The 24,609-nt window shown below is 34.9% G+C and carries 30 protein-coding genes and 1 riboswitch; of the genes, 2 read left to right on the forward strand and 28 right to left on the reverse strand.

Going from position 1 to position 24,609, the window contains the following annotated elements; translation table 11 throughout:
- Window positions 1-93: 93 nt before the first annotated feature.
- From thiD to LJE08_RS04300, 5 genes are all read right to left on the reverse strand, one after another.
- Window positions 94-903, reverse strand: a complete 810-nt coding sequence (gene thiD, locus LJE08_RS04280; RefSeq protein ID WP_186998725.1) for a bifunctional hydroxymethylpyrimidine kinase/phosphomethylpyrimidine kinase — start codon at window positions 901-903, stop codon at window positions 94-96.
- Window positions 872-1,462 (reverse strand): HAD family phosphatase, encoded by a 591-nt coding sequence (locus tag LJE08_RS04285; protein WP_117926767.1) that lies wholly within the window; start codon window positions 1,460-1,462, stop codon window positions 872-874. Before LJE08_RS04285 ends, thiD begins: the two co-directional genes overlap by 32 nt.
- A gap of 49 nt (window positions 1,463-1,511) precedes the next feature.
- Window positions 1,512-1,611, reverse strand: a riboswitch (TPP riboswitch).
- Between the two features lie 5 nt (window positions 1,612-1,616).
- Complete coding sequence (locus LJE08_RS04290) at window positions 1,617-1,961, reverse strand: DUF1667 domain-containing protein (protein WP_117926768.1); 345 nt, start codon at window positions 1,959-1,961, stop codon at window positions 1,617-1,619.
- Window positions 1,961-3,223 (reverse strand): NAD(P)/FAD-dependent oxidoreductase, encoded by a 1,263-nt coding sequence (locus tag LJE08_RS04295; protein WP_186998724.1) that lies wholly within the window; start codon window positions 3,221-3,223, stop codon window positions 1,961-1,963. The genes LJE08_RS04290 and LJE08_RS04295 overlap by 1 nt, the downstream gene beginning before the upstream one ends.
- Window positions 3,216-4,646: an NAD(P)/FAD-dependent oxidoreductase gene (locus tag LJE08_RS04300; RefSeq protein ID WP_117926770.1), complete on the reverse strand. Its 1,431-nt coding sequence runs from the start codon at window positions 4,644-4,646 to the stop codon at window positions 3,216-3,218. Before LJE08_RS04300 ends, LJE08_RS04295 begins: the two co-directional genes overlap by 8 nt.
- 197 nt (window positions 4,647-4,843) lie before the next feature.
- On the opposite strand from LJE08_RS04300, the gene LJE08_RS04305 reads away from it, so the two are divergent.
- Complete coding sequence (locus tag LJE08_RS04305) at window positions 4,844-5,875, forward strand: LacI family DNA-binding transcriptional regulator (RefSeq protein WP_186998723.1); 1,032 nt, start codon at window positions 4,844-4,846, stop codon at window positions 5,873-5,875.
- On the opposite strand, the gene LJE08_RS04310 is transcribed toward LJE08_RS04305, so the two are convergent.
- From LJE08_RS04310 to moaA, 21 genes are all read right to left on the reverse strand, one after another.
- A complete protein-coding gene (locus tag LJE08_RS04310) occupies window positions 5,847-7,121 on the reverse strand; it encodes a serine dehydratase subunit alpha family protein (protein ID WP_227402494.1) in 1,275 nt (424 codons plus the stop codon). The two genes, LJE08_RS04305 and LJE08_RS04310, sit on opposite strands and share 29 nt — an antisense overlap.
- Complete coding sequence (locus LJE08_RS04315) at window positions 7,114-7,731, reverse strand: hypothetical protein (protein ID WP_117571771.1); 618 nt, start codon at window positions 7,729-7,731, stop codon at window positions 7,114-7,116. The genes LJE08_RS04310 and LJE08_RS04315 overlap by 8 nt, the downstream gene beginning before the upstream one ends.
- Complete coding sequence (locus LJE08_RS04320) at window positions 7,732-8,277, reverse strand: hypothetical protein (protein WP_186998720.1); 546 nt, start codon at window positions 8,275-8,277, stop codon at window positions 7,732-7,734.
- Window positions 8,274-9,044 (reverse strand): mechanosensitive ion channel family protein, encoded by a 771-nt coding sequence (locus LJE08_RS04325; protein ID WP_186998719.1) that lies wholly within the window; start codon window positions 9,042-9,044, stop codon window positions 8,274-8,276. The genes LJE08_RS04320 and LJE08_RS04325 overlap by 4 nt, the downstream gene beginning before the upstream one ends.
- Before the next feature lie 5 nt (window positions 9,045-9,049).
- The gene (locus tag LJE08_RS04330) at window positions 9,050-10,051 is read right to left on the reverse strand and encodes an aromatic acid exporter family protein (RefSeq protein ID WP_227402495.1); all 1,002 of its coding nucleotides are present in this window, start codon (window positions 10,049-10,051) and stop codon (window positions 9,050-9,052) included.
- A gap of 52 nt (window positions 10,052-10,103) precedes the next feature.
- Window positions 10,104-10,604, reverse strand: a complete 501-nt coding sequence (locus LJE08_RS04335) for an RNA polymerase sigma factor (RefSeq protein WP_186998717.1) — start codon at window positions 10,602-10,604, stop codon at window positions 10,104-10,106.
- A gap of 78 nt (window positions 10,605-10,682) precedes the next feature.
- Complete coding sequence (locus tag LJE08_RS04340) at window positions 10,683-11,474, reverse strand: D-alanyl-D-alanine carboxypeptidase family protein (RefSeq protein ID WP_117926163.1); 792 nt, start codon at window positions 11,472-11,474, stop codon at window positions 10,683-10,685.
- 14 nt (window positions 11,475-11,488) lie between these two features.
- A complete protein-coding gene (gene yqeC, locus LJE08_RS04345) occupies window positions 11,489-12,856 on the reverse strand; it encodes a selenium cofactor biosynthesis protein YqeC (RefSeq protein ID WP_227402496.1) in 1,368 nt (455 codons plus the stop codon).
- Window positions 12,846-13,937, reverse strand: coding sequence for an aminotransferase class V-fold PLP-dependent enzyme (locus LJE08_RS04350; RefSeq protein WP_186998715.1), 1,092 nt, complete (start codon window positions 13,935-13,937; stop codon window positions 12,846-12,848). Before LJE08_RS04350 ends, yqeC begins: the two co-directional genes overlap by 11 nt.
- Window positions 13,924-14,715: a selenium-dependent molybdenum cofactor biosynthesis protein YqeB gene (gene yqeB, locus LJE08_RS04355; protein ID WP_186998714.1), complete on the reverse strand. Its 792-nt coding sequence runs from the start codon at window positions 14,713-14,715 to the stop codon at window positions 13,924-13,926. Before yqeB ends, LJE08_RS04350 begins: the two co-directional genes overlap by 14 nt.
- A gap of 5 nt (window positions 14,716-14,720) precedes the next feature.
- Window positions 14,721-15,314, reverse strand: a complete 594-nt coding sequence (gene yedF, locus LJE08_RS04360; RefSeq protein WP_117926159.1) for a sulfurtransferase-like selenium metabolism protein YedF — start codon at window positions 15,312-15,314, stop codon at window positions 14,721-14,723.
- Window positions 15,311-16,339, reverse strand: coding sequence for a selenide, water dikinase SelD (gene selD, locus LJE08_RS04365; RefSeq protein ID WP_227402497.1), 1,029 nt, complete (start codon window positions 16,337-16,339; stop codon window positions 15,311-15,313). Before selD ends, yedF begins: the two co-directional genes overlap by 4 nt.
- Window positions 16,339-16,560 (reverse strand): DUF3343 domain-containing protein, encoded by a 222-nt coding sequence (locus LJE08_RS04370; RefSeq protein WP_117926155.1) that lies wholly within the window; start codon window positions 16,558-16,560, stop codon window positions 16,339-16,341. The genes selD and LJE08_RS04370 overlap by 1 nt, the downstream gene beginning before the upstream one ends.
- The gene (locus tag LJE08_RS04375) at window positions 16,553-16,885 is read right to left on the reverse strand and encodes a winged helix-turn-helix domain-containing protein (RefSeq protein ID WP_227402498.1); all 333 of its coding nucleotides are present in this window, start codon (window positions 16,883-16,885) and stop codon (window positions 16,553-16,555) included. The genes LJE08_RS04370 and LJE08_RS04375 overlap by 8 nt, the downstream gene beginning before the upstream one ends.
- A complete protein-coding gene (locus tag LJE08_RS04380) occupies window positions 16,882-17,895 on the reverse strand; it encodes a molybdopterin-binding protein (protein ID WP_186998712.1) in 1,014 nt (337 codons plus the stop codon). Before LJE08_RS04380 ends, LJE08_RS04375 begins: the two co-directional genes overlap by 4 nt.
- 1 nt (window position 17,896) lies before the next feature.
- Window positions 17,897-18,673 carry a molybdate ABC transporter substrate-binding protein gene (gene modA, locus LJE08_RS04385; protein ID WP_217256390.1) on the reverse strand — a complete coding sequence of 259 codons (777 nt, stop codon included), beginning with the start codon at window positions 18,671-18,673 and terminating at the stop codon, window positions 17,897-17,899.
- Complete coding sequence (locus LJE08_RS04390) at window positions 18,670-19,302, reverse strand: sulfate/molybdate ABC transporter ATP-binding protein (protein ID WP_117926145.1); 633 nt, start codon at window positions 19,300-19,302, stop codon at window positions 18,670-18,672. Before LJE08_RS04390 ends, modA begins: the two co-directional genes overlap by 4 nt.
- Complete coding sequence (gene modB, locus LJE08_RS04395) at window positions 19,303-19,998, reverse strand: molybdate ABC transporter permease subunit (RefSeq protein WP_117926143.1); 696 nt, start codon at window positions 19,996-19,998, stop codon at window positions 19,303-19,305.
- Window positions 19,979-20,914: an MOSC domain-containing protein gene (locus LJE08_RS04400; RefSeq protein WP_227402499.1), complete on the reverse strand. Its 936-nt coding sequence runs from the start codon at window positions 20,912-20,914 to the stop codon at window positions 19,979-19,981. Before LJE08_RS04400 ends, modB begins: the two co-directional genes overlap by 20 nt.
- On the reverse strand, window positions 20,902-21,378 hold the full coding sequence (gene moaC, locus LJE08_RS04405) for a cyclic pyranopterin monophosphate synthase MoaC (RefSeq protein ID WP_238635969.1): 477 nt from the start codon (window positions 21,376-21,378) through the stop codon (window positions 20,902-20,904). The genes LJE08_RS04400 and moaC overlap by 13 nt, the downstream gene beginning before the upstream one ends.
- Before the next feature lies 1 nt (window position 21,379).
- A complete protein-coding gene (gene moaA / locus LJE08_RS04410) occupies window positions 21,380-22,324 on the reverse strand; it encodes a GTP 3',8-cyclase MoaA (protein WP_186998707.1) in 945 nt (314 codons plus the stop codon).
- Between the two features lie 89 nt (window positions 22,325-22,413).
- Here moaA and LJE08_RS04415 point away from each other — a divergent pair, with 89 nt between their 5' ends.
- Window positions 22,414-22,953 (forward strand): DNA-3-methyladenine glycosylase I, encoded by a 540-nt coding sequence (locus tag LJE08_RS04415; protein WP_227402501.1) that lies wholly within the window; start codon window positions 22,414-22,416, stop codon window positions 22,951-22,953.
- On the opposite strand, the gene LJE08_RS04420 is transcribed toward LJE08_RS04415, so the two are convergent.
- Window positions 22,950-23,282 carry an arsenate reductase family protein gene (locus LJE08_RS04420; RefSeq protein WP_227402502.1) on the reverse strand — a complete coding sequence of 111 codons (333 nt, stop codon included), beginning with the start codon at window positions 23,280-23,282 and terminating at the stop codon, window positions 22,950-22,952. The genes LJE08_RS04415 and LJE08_RS04420 overlap by 4 nt on opposite strands.
- Window positions 23,279-24,544: an amidohydrolase gene (locus tag LJE08_RS04425; protein WP_227402503.1), complete on the reverse strand. Its 1,266-nt coding sequence runs from the start codon at window positions 24,542-24,544 to the stop codon at window positions 23,279-23,281. Before LJE08_RS04425 ends, LJE08_RS04420 begins: the two co-directional genes overlap by 4 nt.
- Window positions 24,545-24,609 lie beyond the last annotated feature (65 nt).

Here is a 24,609-nt window from a genome sequence, read left to right on the forward strand (position 1 = left end):
GAAATAAACCAATATTCATATCTCTCTCCTAAAAAAAATAATAATAAACAAAAAGAAACCATTCTAGACGCCAACACTAGAATGGTTTTCTTATTATCCTTCATATTCTGTTGTATATTCATTGTCTATCGCAAACGAATGATCCATCGGACCTGAGCCTTTGCCCAAATCAAGCATTGCTCCTAATGCCCCAGAAATATAGTCTTTTGCTCGTTTTACCGAAGTATCTAAATCATATCCCTTCGCAAGATTTGATGCAATTGCGCTCGACAAAGTACAGCCCGTACCATGTGTATTTGAATTATTGATACGTTTCCCTTTAAACCAAGCATATGAATTGTTTCTATACAATAAATCATTCGCATCATTGATTTGATGACCACCCTTAACTAAAGTAGCGCACCCAAAATTTTCACTGATTTTTTTTGCCGCTTCAACCATACTAGCCTCATCCGTAATTTCCATTTCAGAAAGCACTTCTGCTTCCGGAATATTTGGAGTAATCAAAGTAGCTAAAGGCAACAATTCTTTTTTCAATGTTTCAATCGCATCCTCACTAATCAATCTAGCACCACTTGTCGCAACCATCACAGGATCAACGACAATATTTTCTGCCTTATATTCCTTTAGTTTCTTTGCGATCATCTCAATCAAACTAGAACTTGATACCATCCCAATCTTTACCGCATCCGGATAAATATCTGTAAATACCGCATCTAGCTGTTCACCCAAAAATTCAGGTGTTACATCCATAATACCCGTTACTCCCAATGTGTTTTGCGCTGTTAATGCCGTGATTGCACTTGTTGCGAACACATGGTTAGCACACATGGTTTTAATGTCTGCCTGAATGCCTGCTCCCCCACTCGAATCACTTCCCGCAATCGTTAATGCACTTTTCATTTAAATCTCTCCAATCTTTTATTTTAATCACTTTAAATCCGACTTTTTTCGCCACATCTATACAATAATCTGCATCCTCAAACACAATTATATCTTCTGGTCTTTGGTTTAAAACTTGTGCACATGCCAAATAAAAATCCGGATCATCTTTTGACTTATTCACCTTTGAACAAGTTATAATATCTTCAAAATAATTCAACACACCCAGTCTATTCAACGCAATTTTTACAAGCTCTTCATCACAACTTGTACCAATCACATTAATCGAATCATAATGTGAAATAAACTCTTTAAACCCAGGCATAAGGTTCACTTCATACTCATAAAAATCTGATATAAAATTCAATACCTCAGAAATGATTCGTTCTTCTTGTTTACTGATTTTATAATGATTCTTCAAGTATGTTGCGCTCTGTTCTAAACTCATATCTGAAACAATTTCATCAAGATTTTTTTCGGGAACCATTCCCAAACTTTGAACATATTGACTTGCCAAAGTATTCCATACTTCCATTGAATCCAGTATTGTTCCATCCACATCAAAAATTGAATAATTCATATTCTCTCCACCAAGAAAAAAAAGCTGCAGAAAACCAATCTGCAGCTCACTATCAAAAAGATATATTCCCTACGTTGGTATTATCCAAATCAGGTTATAGGGTCTAGGACAAACCTACTCTTAGCCTAAAATCTCCCCTTTTTTAACAACAATATTATAAGTCTTTCGTCGCAACTAAATCAACACCCGTACCACAAATATCAGAAACAATTACATCTTCACGATGCACAGGTGCCTTCACAACCACACGGTTCAATTCCTTCATAACATCAAAAATCTTTTCCTTTGGAATATCCCCGTTGGTTTTCACGCTCAATCTTTCAATCTCAGCACCCACAATTTTCACAGTACTTGTCACAACACGAGTTGGATGCGTACACTCTTTCTTTCCATAGATTGCACCTCTAGGACAACCATTTCCAGTTACTTTATAATCATTTTCTTCATCAACCTTTAAATGGCAACCCTTAGGACATGTTATACAAATTAACTCTCTCATTACGCATCCTCCTCAATAGATACAACCAATTCTTTATCTGCCTTTTCAAGCAATATTTTAGGAATTGATATCTTCTCCATTTCACTTGGAATCACATGTTCCTTTTTAAATTTCGCAATGATTGTATCCCCATCCTTCACGACAATATTTACCTGTTGCGTTGGTCTTCTTACACGGAAAGAAAGCTCAACACTCTTTTCTACATTATCCTTACGAATATATTGAGGAACTACATACGAAATATTATCTCCATTTATCGTCCTTACGAAACGATCCTTAGATACTTCGCCATTTGAAACATATCGACCAGCACCCATTCCAGCCGTTTCACTTTCCAAACTTACAAAATCCACTAAATCATGCACATGCACAACATTACCTGATGCGAATACCCCTTCCATAGAAGTCTCCATATTTTCATAAACAATAGGGCCATGTGTTCTAGAATCCATTTCAATCCCTAAATCATTTGACAACTCATTTTCTGGAATCAATCCAACAGACAACAATACGCAGTCACAATCAAATTCCATTTCTGTTCCTTCGATTGGATTTCTATTTTCATCCACCTTAGAAACAACAACCTTTTCCACTCTAGACTTACCCACAATATCCGTAATTGTATGACTTAAATACAATGGAATATCATAATCATGTAGACACTGAACAATATTACGATTCAAACCATTTGAGTACGGCATAACCTCAACAACAGCTAAAACTTTTGCGCCCTCCAAAGTCATTCTTCGCGCCATAATTAAACCAATGTCACCACTACCCAAAATCACAACTCTTTTACCTGGCATATACCCTTCAATATTTACATATCGCTGAGCTGCACCTGCCGTAAACACACCAGAAGCTCTAGTTCCTGGAATCGCAATTGCACCACGTGTTCTTTCACGACAACCCATATTTAAAATAATAGATTTAGCCTGTATCATTAAATATCCATGAATACTACTTGAACAATACACCATTTTATCTGGCGTAATCTCAATTACCATTGTATCCAATAAGATATCAATATCTGTTTTATCAACTTCATCAATATACTTTCCTGCATATTCAGGACCTGTTAATTCCTCTTTAAAGTGGTGTAAGCCAAAACCGTTATGAATACACTGATTTAAAATCCCACCAAGTTCCTTATCACGCTCAATAATCAAAACGGACTTGGCACCATTTTGTCTTGCGGCGATTGCACTGGCAAGACCAGCAGGGCCACCACCGATGACTACTACATCATACCTATTATTCATCACCATTCTCCTTTGTTCTTCCACACAAAATATAAGAACCGTTCTTATCCAAAACAATATCTAACTGACTAACACCCAACTCATTAGCTAGAATTTCCTGGACTCTAGGTCCACAGAATCCTGACTGACATCTTCCCATGCCAGCATTACATCGACGTTTGATTCCATCTAAACTAACTGGTTTGGGACTTCGACGAATCGCATCAAGGATCTCTCCCTCACTAATGGTTTCACAACGACAAATAATACGACCATACTCAGGATGTTTTTCAATATATTCTTTTCTTTGTTCATGTGACATTTCTTTAAAACGAACTACTTTTCTTGTAGAAACATAATTCTTTTTTAAATTTAAGAAATAGTCTTTTTCCTGCATCATTCTCACAATGTCTAATGCGATTGCACTCGCACTACTTAAGCCTGGACTTGCCATTCCGGCAATCAAGAAGAAATTATGTATATCTTTATCTTCGCCAATAATAAAATCTTTTGTATCACTTCTTGCACGCAATCCCGCAAACGTACGAATATTTTCTTGAAGCTTCATATTCGGTACGGATTTAACCGCATTTTCACGAATTATTTTTAATCCTGCAGACGTTGTCGAATAATCATCCGCATCCGTATTTGTACTTGTAGGACCCACAATTAAGTTTCCATCTACTGTAGGAGCTACCAATACACCCTTACCAATCTTTGTAGGGCATTGGAAAATAACATGATGAACCATGTTTCCTTGTGACTTATCTAATAAATAATATTCTCCTTTGTTTGGCGTAATCTTATAATCTGGTTTCTTAATAAGTCCAGTTACATGATCACACATAACACCCGCACAATTTACAACCAATGGAGCTTTGTATGTATCATTCACAATAAAGATATCTCCATCTTTTTTTATACTCGTAACCTCTTCATTCAAACGAAGCTCTACACCATTTTGAATTGCCACTTCACTTAATGCGATCGCAAACTGCCAAGGATTGATAATACATGCACTTGGCGCATATAAAGCGCTTGTACAGTCTGAATTTAAATTGGGTTCCATAACAGATAGCTCAGGCTGTTTAATAATACGCTGATTTTCAACACCATTTTGTACACCACGCTTATATAACATTTCAATGGTCCTATCATCCTCTTCACTAAATCCAACAACCAAAGAACCAATATTCTTACATGGAACATCTAAATCTTTACATAAAGAAGGAATAATTTTATTACCCCAAATATTATATTTTGCCATCAAAGTATTTGGCTCTGGATCATAGCCCGCATGAATAATTGCACTATTGGCCTTAGTTGTTTCATCGGCCACATCATTATTTTTTTCTAACCACAATACTTTTCCACTATATTTACTCAATTCAAAAGCTAAAGAGCATCCACTGATACCCGCTCCAATTATTATACAATCGTACATAGTTCGCACCTCTTTCAAAGTTACGATACGCTTATTTATATTTCATTTCAAATGTGTAAAAAAGTCCATTTTATTAATCAAAATATTGATTAATAGCTAGACAATCAAATAAAATGGTGTAAGATAAAAATAGATATCGATTAATGATTTGATTAGTAATCGATTTATTAATCAAAATAAATCAAAAGAGGTTTATTATGGGAAAAAGAAATAAAGTAACTACACGCGATATTGCCCAAGCCACAAATGTATCGCAATCCACTGTATCTATGATTCTAAGTGAGAATAAGAATGTATCTTTCAAAGAAGAAACAGTAAATCTCGTCAAAAAGACAGCCAAACAAATGGGATATAAAAAGCCAGAAGTTAAAAAAAGGTATTCAAACGCAAAAAATACGATTGTCGTGATTTGTTCCAACTTATCCAATTCGTATTATTCTATGGTTGTTTCAAGTATCATTGAACAGGCGAGTAAGACAAAAACACAAATCTTTACTATTTCTACATTGCGAAAAGATGATCTTGAAAAGCACGCCCTTTCCAACTTAAAACTATTAAAACCATGTGGAATCATTCTTCTATATCCCCCAAAATTTGTTGATGAATGGAATACACTTTCCAAACAAATACCGTGCATTATTATCGGGGATAAACCAAAAAAACTTGATTGTGATTCCATCGAACTCAACAGTTTTAAATGTGGTAAATTATTAGGTACCCATTTAAAACAGTTAGGACACAAAAAGATTGCGTATATATCAAGTCCATTAGATACAACGGAAATTGGGCGAAACGAAAGATATGAAGGAGTTAAAAGTGTCTTGTCAAATACACAAGTATTTTTTAACTCGTCTAAACAATTTGAATTATACCCCATCGAAAAAAGAGAATACGAAAATGGGTATCGTTTAACGAAACAAATCTTAAGTGATAAATACGATGCCTATATTGGAAATAATGACATGACAGCCTTAGGCATCGTAGCCTGTTTAAAAGATCACAACATTAAAACAAGTGTAGCCGGATTTGACAATATTCCTGAAGCCGATTTTCCTCAAATACAATTGACCACGGTAGACCACGGTGCTTGTGAAAAAGGAAAAGAAGCCGTTGATATTCTTTTAGAACAAACAAAAAGCGAACGAAAACGTATCGTCCATATGGAATATGAACCACAGTTAATCATTCGCTTATCTACTTTTAATCGCAAGAAATCATCATCTCAATAATTTTATCATTCGTTTGAAGCATTCCTTGAGAACCAAGTGTTCCAATATTTTGAATTGTTTCATCCACACTATGAGCAACGATTCCATCGCCTGCATAGAATTGTTGCTTATTTTTATACATATAGTACCCCATAATACCAGCATCTACACTAGAAGCAATCTTAGCTGCACAACTAGCCTTAGCCCCATCACAAATCGTACCCGAAAGGATGGCTAATGCGTTGACAATCGTATGCTGAATTTCTTTATAGGTTCCATTATGTAAATAGGCAATACCAGCACCCGCAGCAGCTCCAGAACTAACAGCACCACAAAATGCCGATAAAGTACCAATACCTGTTTTAATGTAAATAGCTGTTAAGTTGGATAAAACCAAAGCACGATACAATTGTTTTTGCGTACAATCTAATTCTTTGGCATACACAACAACAGGCACACAACAAGTAATCCCCTGATTTCCACTTCCTGAATTGATCACAACTGGAAGTTCACACCCATTCATTCTTGCGTCGGATCCAGCCGCCGCATAAGCTTTGGCCCTTGTCTTTACACAATCTGAATCCATATTCAAGATCACATGACCAATGTTTGCACCATACGAATTATGAATCCCCTCATTTGCGATGGCCATGTTACAAGCGATTTGACGATCTAGTATTTCTTTTACATCCTCAATATCCACAGTTTGTGAAAAATCCCAAATCTGTTTCATAATCAAAGCACTGTGATCGGCTTTAAGTTCTAAACTCGTCGTCTTATCTTCAAAAATAACTTGCCAGTTTTTTTCAATTTGTACAATATTCGTATGCGTATCTACAATACGAACACTGGCGTGTTCTTGTTCATAATACACATGGATTTCTAAATCGAATACATGCCCTTGTTCAATGTGCTGCACGGTAATATTTGTATTTTGAACATATTCAGGCAATTCTTCAATTTGTTCACGTGTTGCACTAGAAAGCACTTCTAGTTTTGCGTCGGCATCCCCATATAGAGCTCCTGCAGCAGCTGCAACTTCAATCCCTTTTAAGCCATTTGTATGAGGTACAATCACACTCTTAACATTTTTTATAATACTGCCACTTGCCTTAACAACAATACGATCTGGTAAATGATCTAGCACTTGCGTTGCCTTAGCACACGCATAACTAATCGCAATAGGCTCTGTACAACCCATAGCCATCACTAATTCTTCTTTTAATATTTGTACATAAATCGAATATAATGAATCCTCTTTATTCATCTTCTTTCACCCATACACACGCCAATTTGTGATCTTCCATTTCTGTCATACCAAAATAAATTGTATCCTTTTCTTTTACGCCAAAATTCTGATGTAAAGCCGTTAATACTGTTCCATACATCTTTCCATCTTGTATTCCTTCCAGACGAACCCAACATGCCTCTACATCTTTTCCTTCATCTAGAAAATAAACCATGATATCATCTGGATACTCTAAATGTCTTGATGGATCCAACTCTTTATATAAACGAAGTTCTTCTAATTCCTTAGAAACTTCTGTGGCCTTTTCAACCATATCAATCTTATCCTGGAACAATTCCACATTTACATTATCCAAGATTTGAATATCCATTTCCTGCACATCAAAACGAGGAATCTTGCACGATACACCAATCGGTACAATGCGATATTCAATATTGCGTTTCTTTGTTTCCAAAGCTACGATTTCAAAAATAAAACCCGCATTATGATCGATATAACCATACATTAATGCACCATATAGATTATCTAGCTTTAACCCCATCTTCTCTAAAAGCTTAACCATTTTCATGCCATGGATTTCCACCATTTTCTGATCCATGTCACGAAAACTCATTTCATATACTTTCATCTACTCACCCTCATACACATCTTTTAATTCTTCAAAGTTATATTCCAACACCTTATTCAATTCAACGATATCTAAATCTTCATCTACTGGAAAATCCGAAAGACTCATCTCATTGGCTTCGACATATTCTTTAAACAATTCCATGGACTGATAATAATAATCCTGAAACTCTTTAAAACCATCCCATATCGCAAAGCCACGACCATTGATCACATTCGCACCTTCTTCTATATCATCCACTTTTTCAACTTGAATTTCAATCTCAAAAGGCTCTTCTAAATCATAAACCATCTTAAATGTATCTCCCTCTTTGAAATCAGGCTGGATTGATGAAGCACAAGGTAACTTATTAAATTGTTCATCCTCACAATTTGGGCATACAAAAGGGATACCATTCACTTCAATCACAAAGTCCGCATATTCTTCAGACAAATAAGACGCTAATGTATAGTAAGCTAAATCCGCTAAAGATAATGAGTTAGGTAAACTCATGTATCGATACATTAAATTATTAAATCCCAATACTTCTGTATATACTTTTATCATGATTGACTTACCTCTACTGAATAATTTCCAAAATGAATATTGGCTTTTTCATACTCTTTAACAAGTTCATAACGAATCTTTGCAAGCATATCAAAACCATCTAGACTTGTCTTACTTGGAACAACAACACGTAGATCAATGCCGGTTGTAGAAAAATTGATTACTTTTACTTCAATTGGAGTTTCACTTTCAATATCATATTCTCCCATTGTCTTTTCAACTAAACTCTTTAAAATATCTATCGCCAAATCAATATTCGTTCCATAAGAAACCTCAATTTCTAAATAGTTATTCTTTCGCGCATCCTGAAAAAATGCATTTTCAATCGTAGCCGAATTCAATGTTGAGTTTGGCACAATAATACGATTACTTTCATACGTACGAATGATCGTATGACGAAAACGAATACTTTCAACATACCCAATCAATTCACCTTGATTGACTTTAATTAAATCGCCCTCGACAAATGGTTTAAATGTTAAAATCATTAAACCACTACATAGATTTCCAAAGGCATCTTTAGCAGCAACACCTAAAACTAAGGCAACCACTCCACTGGATGCAGCAAGATAGGACATAATAGGTTTGGTCTGTTCAAATTGTCCAAGAAAAATCATTCCATTAATAAAAACCAAAACATATTTTATTAATCTGGCAAAACTTGCCTTATTTGTGACATCCTTTTTATATAATACTTTACGAATTCCTTTATAGATTCCAATAGAAACTATAACAGAACCAATAGTAACAATAACAATTGATTTCATCTAAATCATCTCCAATACAATTTTTTCTGTTCCTCTGTCGTTTGATCAATAAACTTCTTCTTTGTGTATAAAAACTCTTCTAAATCCATATAAATATGTAGAAGCATCGCCTTTGATTCAAATTCAATTCGACTTTCAGGAAGAGCCTCACTCTGTTTGTCTTTCAACATTTTATGAAGCGAACTAATTTGAGGCTGAGGATCATTTTTTTCATGAATAAACGGAATTAAATATTCAATATAATTCGCCAATTCATGCGCCTCTTTTGGCATTTCACGAATCTTTCGAATTTTATAATGCAGCATATGCAGAATATCGCACTGTAAAGCACGCATCTCAAAATAACGAATATAATAATCTGGCAAATTCGTAAACGTATTATCCTGATATTCCATCGCAATATGAATATATTTTTCAGCTTGCTCTTTAATATCCTCTAATTCTTTCCAAATTGTTGTATTTCTTTCCTCACTTTGAATATAATAAACAATTTGATACATCAAGCTCTGAATCTTGTCCTCCATATAAATCATACAAGAATTCAAATACTCTTCTTCTCCACTATAATCATGAACCAAATTCAATAAGAATGCGATAATGGCACCAATTAAAATCAAATAAAACTCATTCATCATGAAGTGAAGACTAAAATCCAAATAACTCAAGTAATGCACGGCAATCATCGCATTTACACTTAAAGTATTCTGACATTTCATTTTCTCACTATACCCAACTAAGCACGCAATCACAAGTCCAAAGGCTATCCAATGGCTTGGAATAAGTTCAAAGAAAATAAAACAGAATAGAATTGTCACAAAGAATGTGGAAATTCTTCTAAGAACAAGCTTCACCGTCCCCCACTTTGTCGTCAACAAAGACAATAGTGCAATCGTTCCAGCACTTGTTGGATTATCCAACTTAAAAAAGTAGGCTAATATAATTGCGATGGCACTTCCTACGCCTATTTTAAGTGATAGTATCAATACTCTTTTTGTTTCTCTTTTCATATGCTTACATTTTATGCGAAATCAAAAAAAAGGACAATAATAAATATCATTGTCACTTCTTATCTAATACATCCTTTACTTTTTGTTTACCACTCTTCAACAAACGAGCCACTCCCTCTTCACTCATCTTTAAACGATTTGCGATATCCTTCTCTTTCAATTTTCCTAGACAATGCATGATTGTCACTGTCTTTTGATTTTCTGGCATCTCATTTAAACAATCATCCACATCCAATTGTCGATATTTAGGCAAGCCGCGTAAAGCCGTAGTTACACCTGTATGTTCTTTAGCCTGCATATACTCACGCAATTGTTTATTCAACAAAACCGTGATCCACTTCAAAAAATTCTTATCATCACTCAATTTATCCATATTCATAAATGCGTATGTATACGTTGCCTGTAAGATGTCATTGATTTCTTTTTCCTCTAAGCCAATATAACGCTTATAAATTGTTTGTACCAAATGATTTCGAGTCAATGAAATAAGCTCTTTCTTCGCATCCGCATCCTTATTTCTTACACCCATTATTATCTTTTTATCTATATTCATAGTTTAATCCTTTATATATGTTATTTTTAGTATACAACACATCATTTGATAAATCAAAAAAGGCAATCCAACGATTGCCTAAGCTCCATAATATTCATCTAAAGTTAAGTTATTCTCATACAAATACGTTGCCAAATCTACACCCACATAACGCAAGTGCCAGCTTTCAGGTGCAATTTTTGTTTTGTCTTCCTTATCATCAGGATAACGCAAAATAAAGCCATATGTATGCATATTTTCTAACAACCAATTATAGTGCGAATTATATCGAACGGCATCTAAATCACTACAATCATTGTCCATACGAATATCAACTGCTAAACCAGACTGATGTTCACTAAACCCTGGTCTTGTCCAATAACGATCCGCATATTCTTCGCCGTAGCTTGCAGCTCCATTATTAAATAAATCTGTTTGGTATGCATAAGAACGATAAGCTGAACAAGCATTCAAAATAAATCCCTCGTTTGATGCCGCCTCGATCAACTTTTCAAATGCCTCTGCCGCTTCTTTTCGCATGCGCACATTCTCATTTTCACCACTCGAAGGTACCTGAACTAAATCACTTGGTTCATAATCTTCTGGTAATCCTGAATACTTATTCACAAGAATATAGATTGAATCTAAATCCGAAACTGTTACTTTATTCTCATATGGGTCACCACTTTGATCTATTTTTTTCACCTTTGGTAAATTTGTTTGTTTCTTCTTATTCTCTTTTTTTGTTTCTGTTGTCTTTTCTTGTTTAGGTTCACTTACCTGATTATCACTAACTTTTTTTGCGATTATCGAAATCAACAACGCAATAATCAAAAGTAATACAAAAATCACAAAAACCGCTGACTTTCTTACTCGTCTTCTTCTCTTCAAATCCAATCCCTCCTCTATACCGGTATAAACAAGACTTTATTATATCCACCACAAATCATGCCTAATGTTGCGCTTTCTGCATTGGATAAATCATATTCCTTGATCATAACTTCTTTACATTCTTTGGCATCTAAAATAGCCTGATATTCGACTTTTCCTCCGCCAATCGTATCAATGACTCCATCTTTATACACTAACATCATACTGCCGACCCCCCTTGGTGCTGACCCCTTTTTATCAATAATGATACATAAAGTTCCATGAACATTGGATTCTAATAATTCTTTCGAAACACTCGAACTAAACTTTGCGTTTTTTATTTCAATAAGCTCCGCTAAAATACTGATTGATATCTCAGCAGGCGTCTGTGCCTTAATATCTAAGCCAATTGGAGCATGCACATTCGATACTTCTTCCTTAGAATATCCTTCTTCAATCAAAGTATCAAAAGTCTTTTTTACTTTTCCCTTGCTTCCAATCATACCCAAATATAAATGAGGTTTACGAATCGTCTTTTCTAGACAAAGACGATCATCTTTATGTCCTCTTGTCACTATCACATAACAAGCATTCTCTTCATCTGGCAATACAGAATCCATTTGATCATAATCGATACAATGAATTTCATTTGCGGTTGGAAAACATTCCCGATTCGCAAATTCTTTACGATTGTCAACCACAATCGTATACAACTCTAATATACTAGCCATTTTAGCTAAATATTGACTGACATGTCCACAGCCTAAAATCACAAGCTTAGGCTGCATATTAAACCATTCCTTTTGGATTATATTCACATCGACATTTTCTTCTAATAAAACTCTTACACAACGCGTATACAAATCCATGGCCCCGTTCACATGAATCTTTACAGGTTTATTTAGTTTCTTTAAATAAGCACATATTAAATTTTGCATAATTCTAGGTGTTACAAGTTCATTCGGATCTAAATTTGCAGGTTCATAACGATGTACCACATCTTTTACTGGTTGATTTAATCCATTTAGATTTGAAATCAACACAACCTCATCCGTATCTGAATCAAGAACTGGTTCATTCACGTTTGGATATTTTAAAGGTAAATGCTTAGAACCATCTGCCTCAATCAGTATCACATCCACCACTTGTTTTAATTGATTAAACAACTCTTCATCTAACGCCTCAATTTTCAAGTCACCACACCGATTTCCCGCATGACAATATCCATATGTTTCAATTCTATGCATTATTTCATCATAACCAGGATCTACCAATGTATCTTCTTCAATCAACATATGCGTCGTTGTACACATTAAAACGGTTTTATTCATAGAAACATATTTATCTTTTAACTCACGGATATACGTTGTTTTTCCACCTGAACCAATTACACTAATGATCATTTGAAATCTCCTGAATTGCACGCACCACAAAATCCACATCTTCTATTGTATTTTGAAAAGATACAGATAAGCGTACAATTCCCTGTTCTTCTGTTTTTAAATGTTTATGCATTAATGGAGCACAATGCGCTCCACAACGTGTCACAATACCATACTTATAATTCAATAAGTCGCTCACATAAGCACTATCTTTACCTGGAATATTCAAAGCCACAATAGGCGTAGAATTTTCTAAAGATGAATAAAACTCTACATCCCCTGTTAAACCTTCATATAATTTTTGAAGTAAAAAGTGTTCCTTTTCCACAATCGCTTTTTGATGTGATAAAACATATTGAACCCCTGCATTTAAAGCTGCAATTCCTGCAAGATTCTGTGTTCCCGCCTCTAAATGTTCTGGATACGCCTCTGGCATTTGTGGATTAAAAGAATCTATGCCCGTTCCACCAGAAATCAATGGCTTTACTTCAATGTCCTTTACGCAAAAACCACCAATACCACCAATCCCTAATAGACCTTTATGGCCACTAAAACATAAAACATCAATATTTTCCATAGATACTGGTATATGACCTGCACTTTGAGCCGCATCCACCATAAAAAGAATGCCACATTCTTTACAATACTTTCCAATGGAATTCACATCAAAAATTTCACCTGTCACATTTGAACTGTGTGTCACGATAACCATTCGAGTATTTTTTTGAATATGGCATTTAATATCCTCTAAATAAGGAGCACATATCGTTAATGTGATTATTCCCTTTTCTTCTAACTCGTATAAAGGACGAAGCACACTATTGTGCTCCGCATACGTAGTGATCACATGATCATTTTCTTTTAAGATTCCTTTAATGCAAGTATTTAAACTCTCGGTATTTCCACCATTTAAAATAACACGGTGAAAATCAGAGAGTCCAAAAAACTGTGCAATATTTCTTCTTGCCGCAAAAATCAAACGTGAAGAATCCATATTTGAACTACGATTCGCATTGCCTGCCACACCTAATGCATCCATTACCGCTTGTTTGACTACATCTAGTTTTGGAAAGCTAGTCGCAGCCTGATCAAGATAAACCATGCAGTATCGCCTCCAAAACACCTCCACCAATACAACGTGCCTTGTCAGAAATTGTAAAACAATTCTGATATTCATCCACTCTAGGATCAATATCTGCCATTTTAAATCCAGATGTTACATTGTATCCATCCTGAATCAATCCTCTAAGTAAGCCTGACATGCTCGCATACACTGGTGTTTTATCGATATACGCAATAATTTCTCCTTTTTCAACGATATCTGTAATCTTTTTGACATTGTGACAAACACCTGCACAAGGAGAATGAATCACTCTTTCTTTAGAATATCCCTTAATATTTCCAGGAACACCCGTATTTGGCAAAGCATGTCCCTGGTAGATCAGTCTTCCTAGATTATGTCCACGCATCGTTTCCACAACCACATGCACATCTTTGCCTGCACAAAAACCAGGGCCTAAACCAATTGTGATAGGTGCCATATCTATTGTCGTACCTAAATTCTTCTTGGCAAGAATCGCATCCACCAAGGCAATATGTTCTATTTTAGAAATCATTTCACCATTTGGATCTACCATCATTGCGACTTGATTTTTAGCCATCACTGCTTTAGCTTCTTCTATCGTTGAAACTAAAACACACGTCATATCTTCAACCGTAAATTTTCCTTCATACACAGCCTGACAAAAGGCAACATTTCTTCGTATTGCGCTTGGTTTTTCAACTTCTAGCACCAATACTTGAAATCCACTTTTTACAAGTTTATATATTGTCCCTGTCGCTATGTCTCCTCCACCACGCACAATAACACATTTATTCATAATCCTTATGGCTTGATAATTTTATCAGCCTTCTCCATTCTTTCTACAATATCATACATATTTGTGACTGAACCAACCTGAAGTTCTTCTTTTAAATGGAAGAAATCCAAGCAAGTTCCACAACTTACAATTTCTACTCCATTATCCGCTAAATATTTTAAATCTTCTAAAGTTTCACTCTTTGTCGTTGTGATTTTTACACCCTCATTATAGAAAATCATTTCATCTGGCAAAACATCTTGTTTTGTCAAAGAGAAAATAAATGATTTCATTAAAATCGCACCTAAATCCGGATCTGAACCCATCACATTACTTGCGCACACAACAACCATTTTAGGCTTAGCCAAGCTGCAGTCCGCATATGTGTATTCCACTTCAAAATCTGCTTCTTCATCACCCTTTGAAATTTCAACAATATAATCCTTACCCTCTTTTTTAGAATTTACCGTATAATTCTTTACTTTCGCAAACTTCGTTAAGTTTTCAACCGCAATCTCATTATCCACAATTGTTGAAACTACATTTTCTTCTTTTAAAGCTTCCTTTGTCTTTACAACTGGAAGTGGACACTCTAAGCCTCTACAATCTAAAGTTTTCATATCTTCCTACCTCTTACATATACATTATATTCATTTTTCTCAATGACTTCACCCACAACATACAATTCAAGATTATTTTCCTTAAAATCTTTCTCTAGCATTTCTAAATCCGCTTTAGATACACTAGCTAATAAGCCACCACTCGTTTGTGGGTCAAACAAGATTTCTTCTGTAAAGAAATCACAATCAAAACTAATCTTACCCTCTACACTATTGCGATTGGTCTGGGCAGCCCCACTTAAATAAAATTCTTCGACATACTTTTGACAGTCATCAAAATATGGAATCGAATCCTTATAAATCACTGCACTATTTTTTTCGTCTAACATCTCATTTAAATGCACCAACAAGCCAAAACCCGTTACATCGGTTAGAGCATGCACATCATATTTTTTTAAAACATCACAAGCATACTTGTTTAATGTAGTCATACTTTTAAAGACTCTTTCCTGCATTTCTTTAGAACAATCATTCATACGCAACGCATTTAAAGTCAAACCAACACCTAAAGGCTTCGTCAAAATCAAGACATCCCCACATTGTGTGCCATTATTTTTCTTTACGTCTTTTGGATTTACCAAACCAGTTACACTCAAACCATATTTAATTGAATCATCACGAATGGAATGCCCTCCAGCTAGTGCACACTCAGCTTCAACCAGCTTAGAATTTCCTCCTTCAATGATTTTACCTAAAATATTCAAATCCTCATTGTCTGGAAAACACACAATATTTAAAGCTGTTTTAGGCGTACCATTCATCGCATAAATATCACTGAGTGCATTTGTTGCTGCAATCTGACCATACAAATATGGATCTTCTACCATAGGTGGAAAGAAATCCAAAGTAGATACAAACGCATGATTCTCATCGATTTGATAAACTGCCGCATCATCCCTTGAATCAAATCCAACCAAAACATTACTGTCTTTATAAGAATCAATTTTTTCTAGAATATGACTCAATTTCTTTGCGCCCAATTTAGCACTACATCCACCATTCTTACAATATATTTTTTCATTCATCAAAAATTCACCCTTACTATATCCTCATACAAAACATTTTGTTCTTCTAAAAAGAGTTTCCACTTTTCCTCATCTAGATCCTTCGACATAAAACACATGCCACATCCTGCCTTAACACAACTTGGAACAGGTATCATACGCCCGTTTTTTGTCTTAGACTCCAAATCTAGAACATCTTGAATACTTTTAAAAGTAATAATCAATACTTCCTCTTTATTCATTTTTAAATACTTCCTTAAACACTTGTTCGGAATACATTTCTATTTTTTCTTGAAACAATTTATATTTACGTACCAATTTTTTTCCTTCTAAAGTCAATTGCGAGCCTCCACCAAGACTTCCACCACTCGTCGTATGAACCAGTTCATAACCCAAATCTTCTTGAGCTCTTTTGATGATTTTCCAAGCCTTTGAATTTGACATTCCCATTTCTTTATAAGCCTTTGATAGAGAACCATACTTATCGCATAATTCCAATAGTTCTACAACGCCCTTGCCAAAATTTGGTTCATTATTACCAATTTGAATTTTTAGTTTATATCTCATTTTCCAAATCCACAATTTGGATATGTGCAAATATCACATCCTAAGCACAATCCACCTTCACCTAAATCACACAATTCTTCATATGTCACTACATCCTTGGCAAGTAAACGACAAAGTACTAAATCAAATACCGTTCTTTTGGCATACATAACACATCCGGGAAGACCAACAATTGGGACTTCTCCTTTATAAGAAAGTAAAAACATAGCACCAGGAAGAACTGGAGAACCATAGCTAATTATATTGGCACCTGTGTTCTTGATTGCGAGTGGCGTTCGATCATCTGGATCCACACTCATTCCACCTGTACAAAGTACAATATCTACCCCTTGTGTCAATGCTTCATTGATTTTTTCTGTCACCATTTTATCGTCATCATCACAAATCGCATGATACACCATTTCACAACCAAACTCAGCCAATTTATCTTGAATAACTGGTGTAAATGTATCTTGAATTCTTCCTTTATACACTTCACTTCCTGTTGTGATCACAGCCGCTTTCTTTAATACAAACGGCTTAATTTCAAGAATAGGAGATGTGATGAGTGATCTAACTTTATCCATCTTTTCCTTTTTAATCACCAAAGGAATAATACGCATACCCGCAAGTTTATCACCCGGATTTACTACTGTGTTTCCATGTCTTGTTGCGATCATCATCTGTCCAAATGAATTTACTGTAAACAAAGCCTTACGATCTACTTTCAACAACCCGTGAATCTCACTTTTTAATTCGATTTTTCCTTCTTTGATCTCACCATACGACATGTGTTCATTTTTACACATATCTAGTAAAACCATAGCCGCATCATTTTCATGCATCATGCTCTCGTCATTTTCCCAAACATATAAATGTTCTTTTCCAACTGACAACAATAAAGGAATATCTTCTTCTGTCACAATATGACCCTTACGAAAAAGGGCATCTTTTGTGACACCCTTAATGATCTGCGTTATATCATGACAAAGTACATGCCCTACGGCATCCTGTGTCTTGATTAATCTCATCTTATTCTCCTTTTTTAAATCCGTATTTTTTGAATACTTTTAAAGCTTTATCGCTCTTTAAGAATTCAATCAACGAATTGGCTTCATCTTTATGCTTTGTACTAGATATATGACCAACTGGATATAGTACTGGTGTAGCTAATAATGAATTATCGCACTCTGCCACTACCTCTACTTTATCACTACTTGCAGCATCTGTCGCGTAAACTAAACCAATTTCTGCATTTTGTGTTTCAACTTGAGACAATACTTCCGTTACATTTCCCGCTAAGCTTAAACGATCTTGAATTGAATCCCATACACCTAAATTTGTCAAAGCTTCCTTTGCGTAGCTTCCTGCAGGAACCACTTCTGGATCTCCAATCGCAATAATTGAAGCATCTTTAATATTATCAAATCCAGTGACTGTTGTAGTGCTGTCTTTTCCTTTGATCAATACCAATTTATTCTCTAATACATTTGAAATCGAATCTGCATCTACTAAATCTTCATCTTTTAAAGCGTTCATCTGTGTTGTAGCTGCACTAAAAAATACATCGGCATCTAATCCTTTTTCAATTTGAAGCTGTAATTTTCCACTACTATCATATACACCTTCAATCGTTACATTTGGATACTCTTTTTCAAACATAGGAATCAATTCATCTTCAAATGCGTTTTCCAAACTTGCGGCTGCCGCAATTGTTAGTTTTACTTGTTCCTTTGATTCATTTGAACTACACCCATATAAACTTATGGCCATGACCCCAGCCAATAAAACACTTAAGCCTTTTTTCATACGATCTCTCCTAGTTTTATTTTATATTTAAAATCACACAACTCACTTACTTCCTCTTCATTGTGTGATACAAAAACAACCGGTTTTGAAATTTGAAGCTCACTTTTAAGTTCCCTTAATAAATCTTCCTTTAAATCTTCATCTAAAGCACTAAATGGTTCATCCAATAAAAGAACATCTGGTTCATAAGCCATTAAACGAGCCAATGCCACCCTCTGTCTTTGTCCACCGGATAATTGTTTGGGATATCTTGAAGCAAGTTCACTAATTTGAAATTGTTTCATCACTTTCCTGACCACAATATCCACATCATTTACTTTTCTAGCCCTTAATCCCACACTAATATTTTCATATACATCCATATTGGGAAATAGAGCATAGCTTTGAAACATATAGCCCACATTTCGTTTTTGAATCGGTACATTTATTTTCTTTTCTGAATCAAATAAAACACGATCATTTAATACAATCCGTCCTTGATCTGGCGTTTCAATTCCAGCTATACATTTTAATGTCATACTTTTGCCAGACCCTGAAGCTCCCATAAGCCCTGAAATATTGTCGTGCACTTGAAAGGAAACGTCTAAATCAAATTCTGCAAGCTTCTTATATATTTGTACTTCCAACATTTAGAAACTCCTTTTCTTTCGAACATACAATTGATATAGATTCAACAAAATCACAGCTGTAAAACAAATGCCAATGATCACCCACACATAAAAGGCAGCTGATTCCATATCTCCACTCATCACTTCACTATATACAGCTACAGGAAGTGTTCTTGTCTTTCCAATGATGTTTCCTGCAAGCATCGCCGTTGCACCAAACTCACCTAAGCCACGCGCAAACGCAAGGACACCACCACTAATAATTCCTGGTAAAGCATTGGGAATCAACACTTTCAAGAAGATGTTCCATTCGCTCATTCCTAAAGTTCTTGCGGCATACACTAAATCCGTATCCACTTGATCAAAGGCACCCCTGGCATTTCGATACATGAGTGGAAATGAAATAACCACCGCTGCGATCACAGTCGCACTAAAGCTAAATGCGATGCGAATGCCAAATGCACTCATAAAAAATTTTCCTATAGGTTGATTTACGCCAAAGATCATCAACAAGAAAAATCCAGCTACTGTAGGTGGTAAAACCATAGGCAAAGTAAAGATTCCATCAAAGACCATTTTCAAAGCTTCGCTCTTTCTTGAATAAATCCACCATGCCGCCAGTAAACCAAGAATAAATGTGATCACAATTGTGATACTTGCCGTTTTTAAAGATATCCAGATTGGAGTTAAATCTAAATTACTTCCTTGCGCACTCACTCGCTTCACCCTTCATAATTTCTAAGCCATGTTTTAATGGTCCTAAAATAATATCTAGACTTTCCTTTACTGCCTTAGGACTTCCTGGCAAGTTAATAATCAAAGTCTGATTTCTTAATACACTTGCACCACGAGACAACATGGCCTTATTTGTATATTTCATCGATTCATAGCGCAATGCTTCACTAATACCTGGAACATTTCTTGTCATAACTTTCATTGTGGCTTCTGGCGTCACATCACGAATACTAAGTCCGGTACCTCCGGTTGTAAGAATTAAATCATTTTGGCAACGATCACTTAAATTGATGAGTTGCGAAACAATTTCATTTTCATCATCCGCAATCACTGTCACACTTGTCACATTGTATCCATGTTCTGTCATGATCTTTTCAATTAATGGACCACTCTCATCTTTTCTTTGTCCAGTACTTGCCTTATCACTTAATGTCAATACGGCTACACGCATTCTAGAATCTTTATTTTCAATGACTTCAACGGTATCTCCAACGCAAATATGCCCACCATGTATTACACGCGTAAATACACCTAGATGAGGCATAATACATTGACCAACTTGATGATAGATTGCACAGTGCGAATGACAGCTTTTGCCTATTTGCGTCAGTTCTAGTAATACATCCCCAATCTTAAATTGTGTTCCTACTGGATAACTTGTGAATTCAATACCTGATACAAGTAAGTTCTCGCCAAAGGCACCATCCTCTACATCAGCTCCTTTAGCCTTAAATTCTTCACGCATTTCATACGATAATAAAGAAACTTGGCGATGCCATTTACCCGCATGCGCATCATTTTCTAATCCATGATTCTTAATAATATCAATATCTTGAACCGGATGTTTTTCTGTTCCTTTATGTTCACTAATACAAATAGCTTTAATTATTCCTTCCATACAAAATCTCCACTTTTTCCACCTGATTTAGAAACCAAATGTACATTTTTGATTTCCATATCTTTACTTACAACTTTACACATGTCATAAATTGTCAGAAGACAAACATTTACACCTGTCAAAGCTTCCATTTCTACACCCGTTTTTCCATTACACTTCACGGTACAGTAGGCATAGATCAAACAATTTGCTCTATCAACATCAAAATCAATATTCACCTTATTGATCATTAAAGGATGACATAAAGGAATTAACTCACTCGTCTTTTTTACACCCATAATTCCGGCAATACGAGCTACACCTAATACATCTCCTTTTTTCATGTCGCTCTGCTCAATTTTATTTAGAATTTCTTCATTTACCAATATACTTCCAACCGCACAAGCACTTCTTGAAGTAACATCCTTTTCACTTACATCCACCATGCATGCATTTCCATGTTCATCAAAATGTGTTAATTCCATTTTAACCTCCAATTTCATTCATCACCGTCGACGAATGTTCTTCTTCAAAATGATGTTCCTTAGGCTTCTTGAATATCCACTCTTTCATCACTTTTTCTAGTTCTTCCAAATCATTTAGATAAGGTTTTAAATCCACTCCATCACTATGGAATAAACATAATTTCAATCGTCCTACACTACTTAAGCGCACGCGATTGCATTGACCACAAAATTTATTATGTAACGCTTCAATAAAACCAATATATCCCTGAAACTCTGGTATTGTATAATAATGAGCTGGTCCATTGCCAAGCTTATTATTATATGCATTTAATGTATAATTCTTTTGTACATATTCAATCAGTTCATTCATTTTGGAGTTTCGATCACTATATTTTAGTGGCATCAATTCAATGTATCGCAACGCAATCTTTTTATCTTTGATGAGTTCTAACATAGATTCAAATCGAGAAAGCGAAAATAGATTGTCCACAACACAATTCACTTTCACAGGGATTCCAATCTGATAGGCATATTCTAGATTTGAAAGAACCTTCTTCAAATTGTTCTTTTTACATATCTTCAAATATTCAGATTCATCGAGTGTGTCAATTGAAAAGTTAATACAATCAAGCCCTATTTTTTTTAGTTCATCTAAATCTGTAAAAGAAAATAAACTTCCATTGGTTGTGAGAGTTACTTGTTCAACTCCATCCAATTCTTTTAACCTGCGAATAAAATCAATATAGCCTTTACGAAGTGTGGGTTCCCCACCCGTGATTTTAAATCGAGTGATTCCTAAAGTAATGGCACATCTACAAATATCTAAAAGTTGTTCATACGTCAATATATCTGAATGACAAAGATGTTTTGAAATGTCTGGCTTGCAGTAGTAACAAGCATAGTTACATCTGTCAGTTAATGAGATTCGCATATAATTTATATTTCGACCAAATGAATCTTGCATAAAATCCTTCCCGTTATTCTCAAGTGAGAATAACCAACTGATTCAATTTTATCATTGAGTTCACATTTTATCTACTTTAAAATGAAATTATGAAACGGTGTACGTGGTGTAATCTAAACAATCCAAAATATATTGAATATCATGATTATGAATGGGGAAAACTGAATACAGATGAAAAATATCTATTTGAAATGTTGATCCTTGAATCTTTTCAGGCAGGTCTTAGTTGGCAGTGTGTTCTAAATAAAAGAGAAGCTTTTAAAGAGGCTTATGAAGATTTTGACATTGATAAAGTGATTGAATTTGATGAAGAAAAAATAGAACAATTAAGAAACAATCCTAATATCATTCGTAACAAATTAAAGATCAAAGCAAGTATTTCAAATGCGAAGATTTTTAAATCCATTCAAGAAGAGTATCAAACTTTTTATAATTATTTATGTACTTTTACACATGGAAAGATTATCTATGAAACAGGAAAAACTACATCGACTCTTTCAGATTCCATATCAAATGATTTAAAAAAAAGAGGCATGAAGTTTGTAGGAAGTACCATTATATACTCCTTTCTTCAAGCCATCGGTGTGATTTATTCTCATGAAAAAGATTGTTTCTTATACAAAGACTAATCCCATGTTTTCCAAACATTTGGTTCGTAGCCTACTGTCGCCAATTTGCAGTTACGCACGATTGGCGTTTTTAATATGTGCTGATTGAGATACACTTTATCTTCTTTATTCGACAAGTAATTCAACATTGTCAATAATTCTTTATCCTTAGCCTTTGGATCAATCATGGAATCAATGCCAACTTGTCTAAGCACACTCTCAAATTCTTTCTTACTCATTTCTTTTTCGTCTAAATTAATAAACTGAAACTTAATATTTCTTTCTTTAAAATAGCGTTGTGCTTTCTTTGTATCAAAGCATTTGTTTTTCCCAAAAATCTGTATATTCATCGCATTAACCTCTCTACCCTTTTTTGTACTTCATCATATAGTGCCTCAATCTCAAATCCCACATGAAAGTGTCCATCTTCATATAGAATTTTACCATTGACCATAGTACATTTTACATTGAATTTAGATCCACTGTATACAATATTTTTTGCGACATTGTTAATTGGCTGCATATTCGGTTGATGTAGATCTAAAATAATTAAATCTGCCAACTTTCCAACTTCTAAGACACCACAATTTAAATGTAAAGCTTTCGCAGCATTCACTGTCGCCATTTTCAACACTTCGTAAGCATCGACTGCAGAAGCATCCTTCTCTTTATATTTAGCTAGTCCTGTCACTAAAAACATCTCTCTAAACATATCTAGACAATTATTACTTGCCGCACCATCCGTTCCTAAACATACATTGATATTTCGTTGAAGCATCGATTGGATTGGAGCTATGCCACTAGCTAGTTTTAGATTGGATGCTGGATTTGTGATGACATTCAAATGTTTTTTGGCGAATAAATCTAAATCATGCGTGCTCATATGTACGCAATGAAATGCACCTCCACCATAGTCATATACACCTAGATCACACAAGTATTCAATAGGGCTGCGTCCCGTCTTTTCTTTGCATGTATTAACTTCATATTCTGTTTCACTTAAATGTGTATAAACTGGCGCTTTATATTTATGAGATAAGGCTGCAACTTGTTGAATTTTTTCTTTTGAATTGGTATATTCATGACTAAAACCTAGTATATAAGAAATCAAACTATTTTTTTGATTGTATGCATTGAAGCAGCGTTCTACATCTTCTACAGATAGACAAAAATCATTAACCGCACCACATAATACCGTTCGATAATTCATATCAAGACTTGCATGTACAATTGCTTCAGGATTTAAATACATGTCAAAATTTGTAGTGATTCCACTCGTTAGATATTCTAATATCGCAAGTTTTGAAAAGAAATAAATATCTTCTTGTGTTAGTTTTTCCTCAATCGGAAATACCCTTTCATTTAGCCATTGCTGCAAAGGCATATCATCGGCCATTGATCTTAAAAAAGTCATTCCAGAATGAGTATGCGCATTAATAAATCCTGGCATAATTAGATTCTGGTGTACATCTATTTCTCGGTCAAAACAAAAAGTAGAAGTTTTCACTTTTCCTACATATATAATCTTATTATCTTCTATCCAGACTTCCCCTGAAAAAACATCAAAATCCTTCATTGTCAGTATACGTGCATTATAAAATCGTGTGCGCATAGGCATTCCTTCTTTCTGATTTAATCATCCCACAAATGGAATCAAAAAGAAGAAATAACTTTTGA

The sequence above is a fragment of the Holdemanella sp. DFI.5.55 genome (assembly GCF_020593575.1).
GTDB classification, from domain to species: domain Bacteria; phylum Bacillota_I; class Bacilli_A; order Erysipelotrichales; family Erysipelotrichaceae; genus Holdemanella; species Holdemanella hominis.

What these genes read in the sequence shown, in the direction of transcription:
- thiD (WP_186998725.1), bottom strand. Translation starts at nt 903, where the DNA reads ATGAAAAGTGCATTAACGATTGCGGGAAGTGATTCGAGTGGGGGAGCA.
- LJE08_RS04285 (WP_117926767.1), bottom strand. Translation starts at nt 1,462, where the DNA reads ATGAATTATTCAATTTTTGATGTGGATGGAACAATACTGGATTCAATG.
- LJE08_RS04290 (WP_117926768.1), bottom strand. Translation starts at nt 1,961, where the DNA reads ATGAGAGAGTTAATTTGTATAACATGTCCTAAGGGTTGCCATTTAAAG.
- LJE08_RS04295 (WP_186998724.1), bottom strand. Translation starts at nt 3,223, where the DNA reads ATGAATAATAGGTATGATGTAGTAGTCATCGGTGGTGGCCCTGCTGGT.
- LJE08_RS04300 (WP_117926770.1), bottom strand. Translation starts at nt 4,646, where the DNA reads ATGTACGATTGTATAATAATTGGAGCGGGTATCAGTGGATGCTCTTTA.
- LJE08_RS04305 (WP_186998723.1), top strand. Translation starts at nt 4,844, where the DNA reads ATGGGAAAAAGAAATAAAGTAACTACACGCGATATTGCCCAAGCCACA.
- LJE08_RS04310 (WP_227402494.1), bottom strand. Translation starts at nt 7,121, where the DNA reads ATGAATAAAGAGGATTCATTATATTCGATTTATGTACAAATATTAAAA.
- LJE08_RS04315 (WP_117571771.1), bottom strand. Translation starts at nt 7,731, where the DNA reads ATGAAAGTATATGAAATGAGTTTTCGTGACATGGATCAGAAAATGGTG.
- LJE08_RS04320 (WP_186998720.1), bottom strand. Translation starts at nt 8,277, where the DNA reads ATGATAAAAGTATATACAGAAGTATTGGGATTTAATAATTTAATGTAT.
- LJE08_RS04325 (WP_186998719.1), bottom strand. Translation starts at nt 9,044, where the DNA reads ATGAAATCAATTGTTATTGTTACTATTGGTTCTGTTATAGTTTCTATT.
- LJE08_RS04330 (WP_227402495.1), bottom strand. Translation starts at nt 10,051, where the DNA reads ATGAAAAGAGAAACAAAAAGAGTATTGATACTATCACTTAAAATAGGC.
- LJE08_RS04335 (WP_186998717.1), bottom strand. Translation starts at nt 10,604, where the DNA reads ATGAATATAGATAAAAAGATAATAATGGGTGTAAGAAATAAGGATGCG.
- yqeC (WP_227402496.1), bottom strand. Translation starts at nt 12,856, where the DNA reads ATGATCATTAGTGTAATTGGTTCAGGTGGAAAAACAACGTATATCCGT.
- LJE08_RS04350 (WP_186998715.1), bottom strand. Translation starts at nt 13,937, where the DNA reads ATGGTTTATCTTGATCAGGCTGCGACTAGCTTTCCAAAACTAGATGTA.
- yqeB (WP_186998714.1), bottom strand. Translation starts at nt 14,715, where the DNA reads ATGAATAAATGTGTTATTGTGCGTGGTGGAGGAGACATAGCGACAGGG.
- yedF (WP_117926159.1), bottom strand. Translation starts at nt 15,314, where the DNA reads ATGAAAACTTTAGATTGTAGAGGCTTAGAGTGTCCACTTCCAGTTGTA.
- selD (WP_227402497.1), bottom strand. Translation starts at nt 16,339, where the DNA reads ATGAATGAAAAAATATATTGTAAGAATGGTGGATGTAGTGCTAAATTG.
- LJE08_RS04370 (WP_117926155.1), bottom strand. Translation starts at nt 16,560, where the DNA reads ATGAATAAAGAGGAAGTATTGATTATTACTTTTAAAAGTATTCAAGAT.
- LJE08_RS04375 (WP_227402498.1), bottom strand. Translation starts at nt 16,885, where the DNA reads ATGAGATATAAACTAAAAATTCAAATTGGTAATAATGAACCAAATTTT.
- LJE08_RS04380 (WP_186998712.1), bottom strand. Translation starts at nt 17,895, where the DNA reads ATGAGATTAATCAAGACACAGGATGCCGTAGGGCATGTACTTTGTCAT.
- modA (WP_217256390.1), bottom strand. Translation starts at nt 18,673, where the DNA reads ATGAAAAAAGGCTTAAGTGTTTTATTGGCTGGGGTCATGGCCATAAGT.
- LJE08_RS04390 (WP_117926145.1), bottom strand. Translation starts at nt 19,302, where the DNA reads ATGTTGGAAGTACAAATATATAAGAAGCTTGCAGAATTTGATTTAGAC.
- LJE08_RS04400 (WP_227402499.1), bottom strand. Translation starts at nt 20,914, where the DNA reads ATGGAAGGAATAATTAAAGCTATTTGTATTAGTGAACATAAAGGAACA.
- moaC (WP_238635969.1), bottom strand. Translation starts at nt 21,378, where the DNA reads ATGGAATTAACACATTTTGATGAACATGGAAATGCATGCATGGTGGAT.
- moaA (WP_186998707.1), bottom strand. Translation starts at nt 22,324, where the DNA reads ATGCAAGATTCATTTGGTCGAAATATAAATTATATGCGAATCTCATTA.
- LJE08_RS04415 (WP_227402501.1), top strand. Translation starts at nt 22,414, where the DNA reads ATGAAACGGTGTACGTGGTGTAATCTAAACAATCCAAAATATATTGAA.
- LJE08_RS04420 (WP_227402502.1), bottom strand. Translation starts at nt 23,282, where the DNA reads ATGAATATACAGATTTTTGGGAAAAACAAATGCTTTGATACAAAGAAA.
- LJE08_RS04425 (WP_227402503.1), bottom strand. Translation starts at nt 24,544, where the DNA reads ATGCGCACACGATTTTATAATGCACGTATACTGACAATGAAGGATTTT.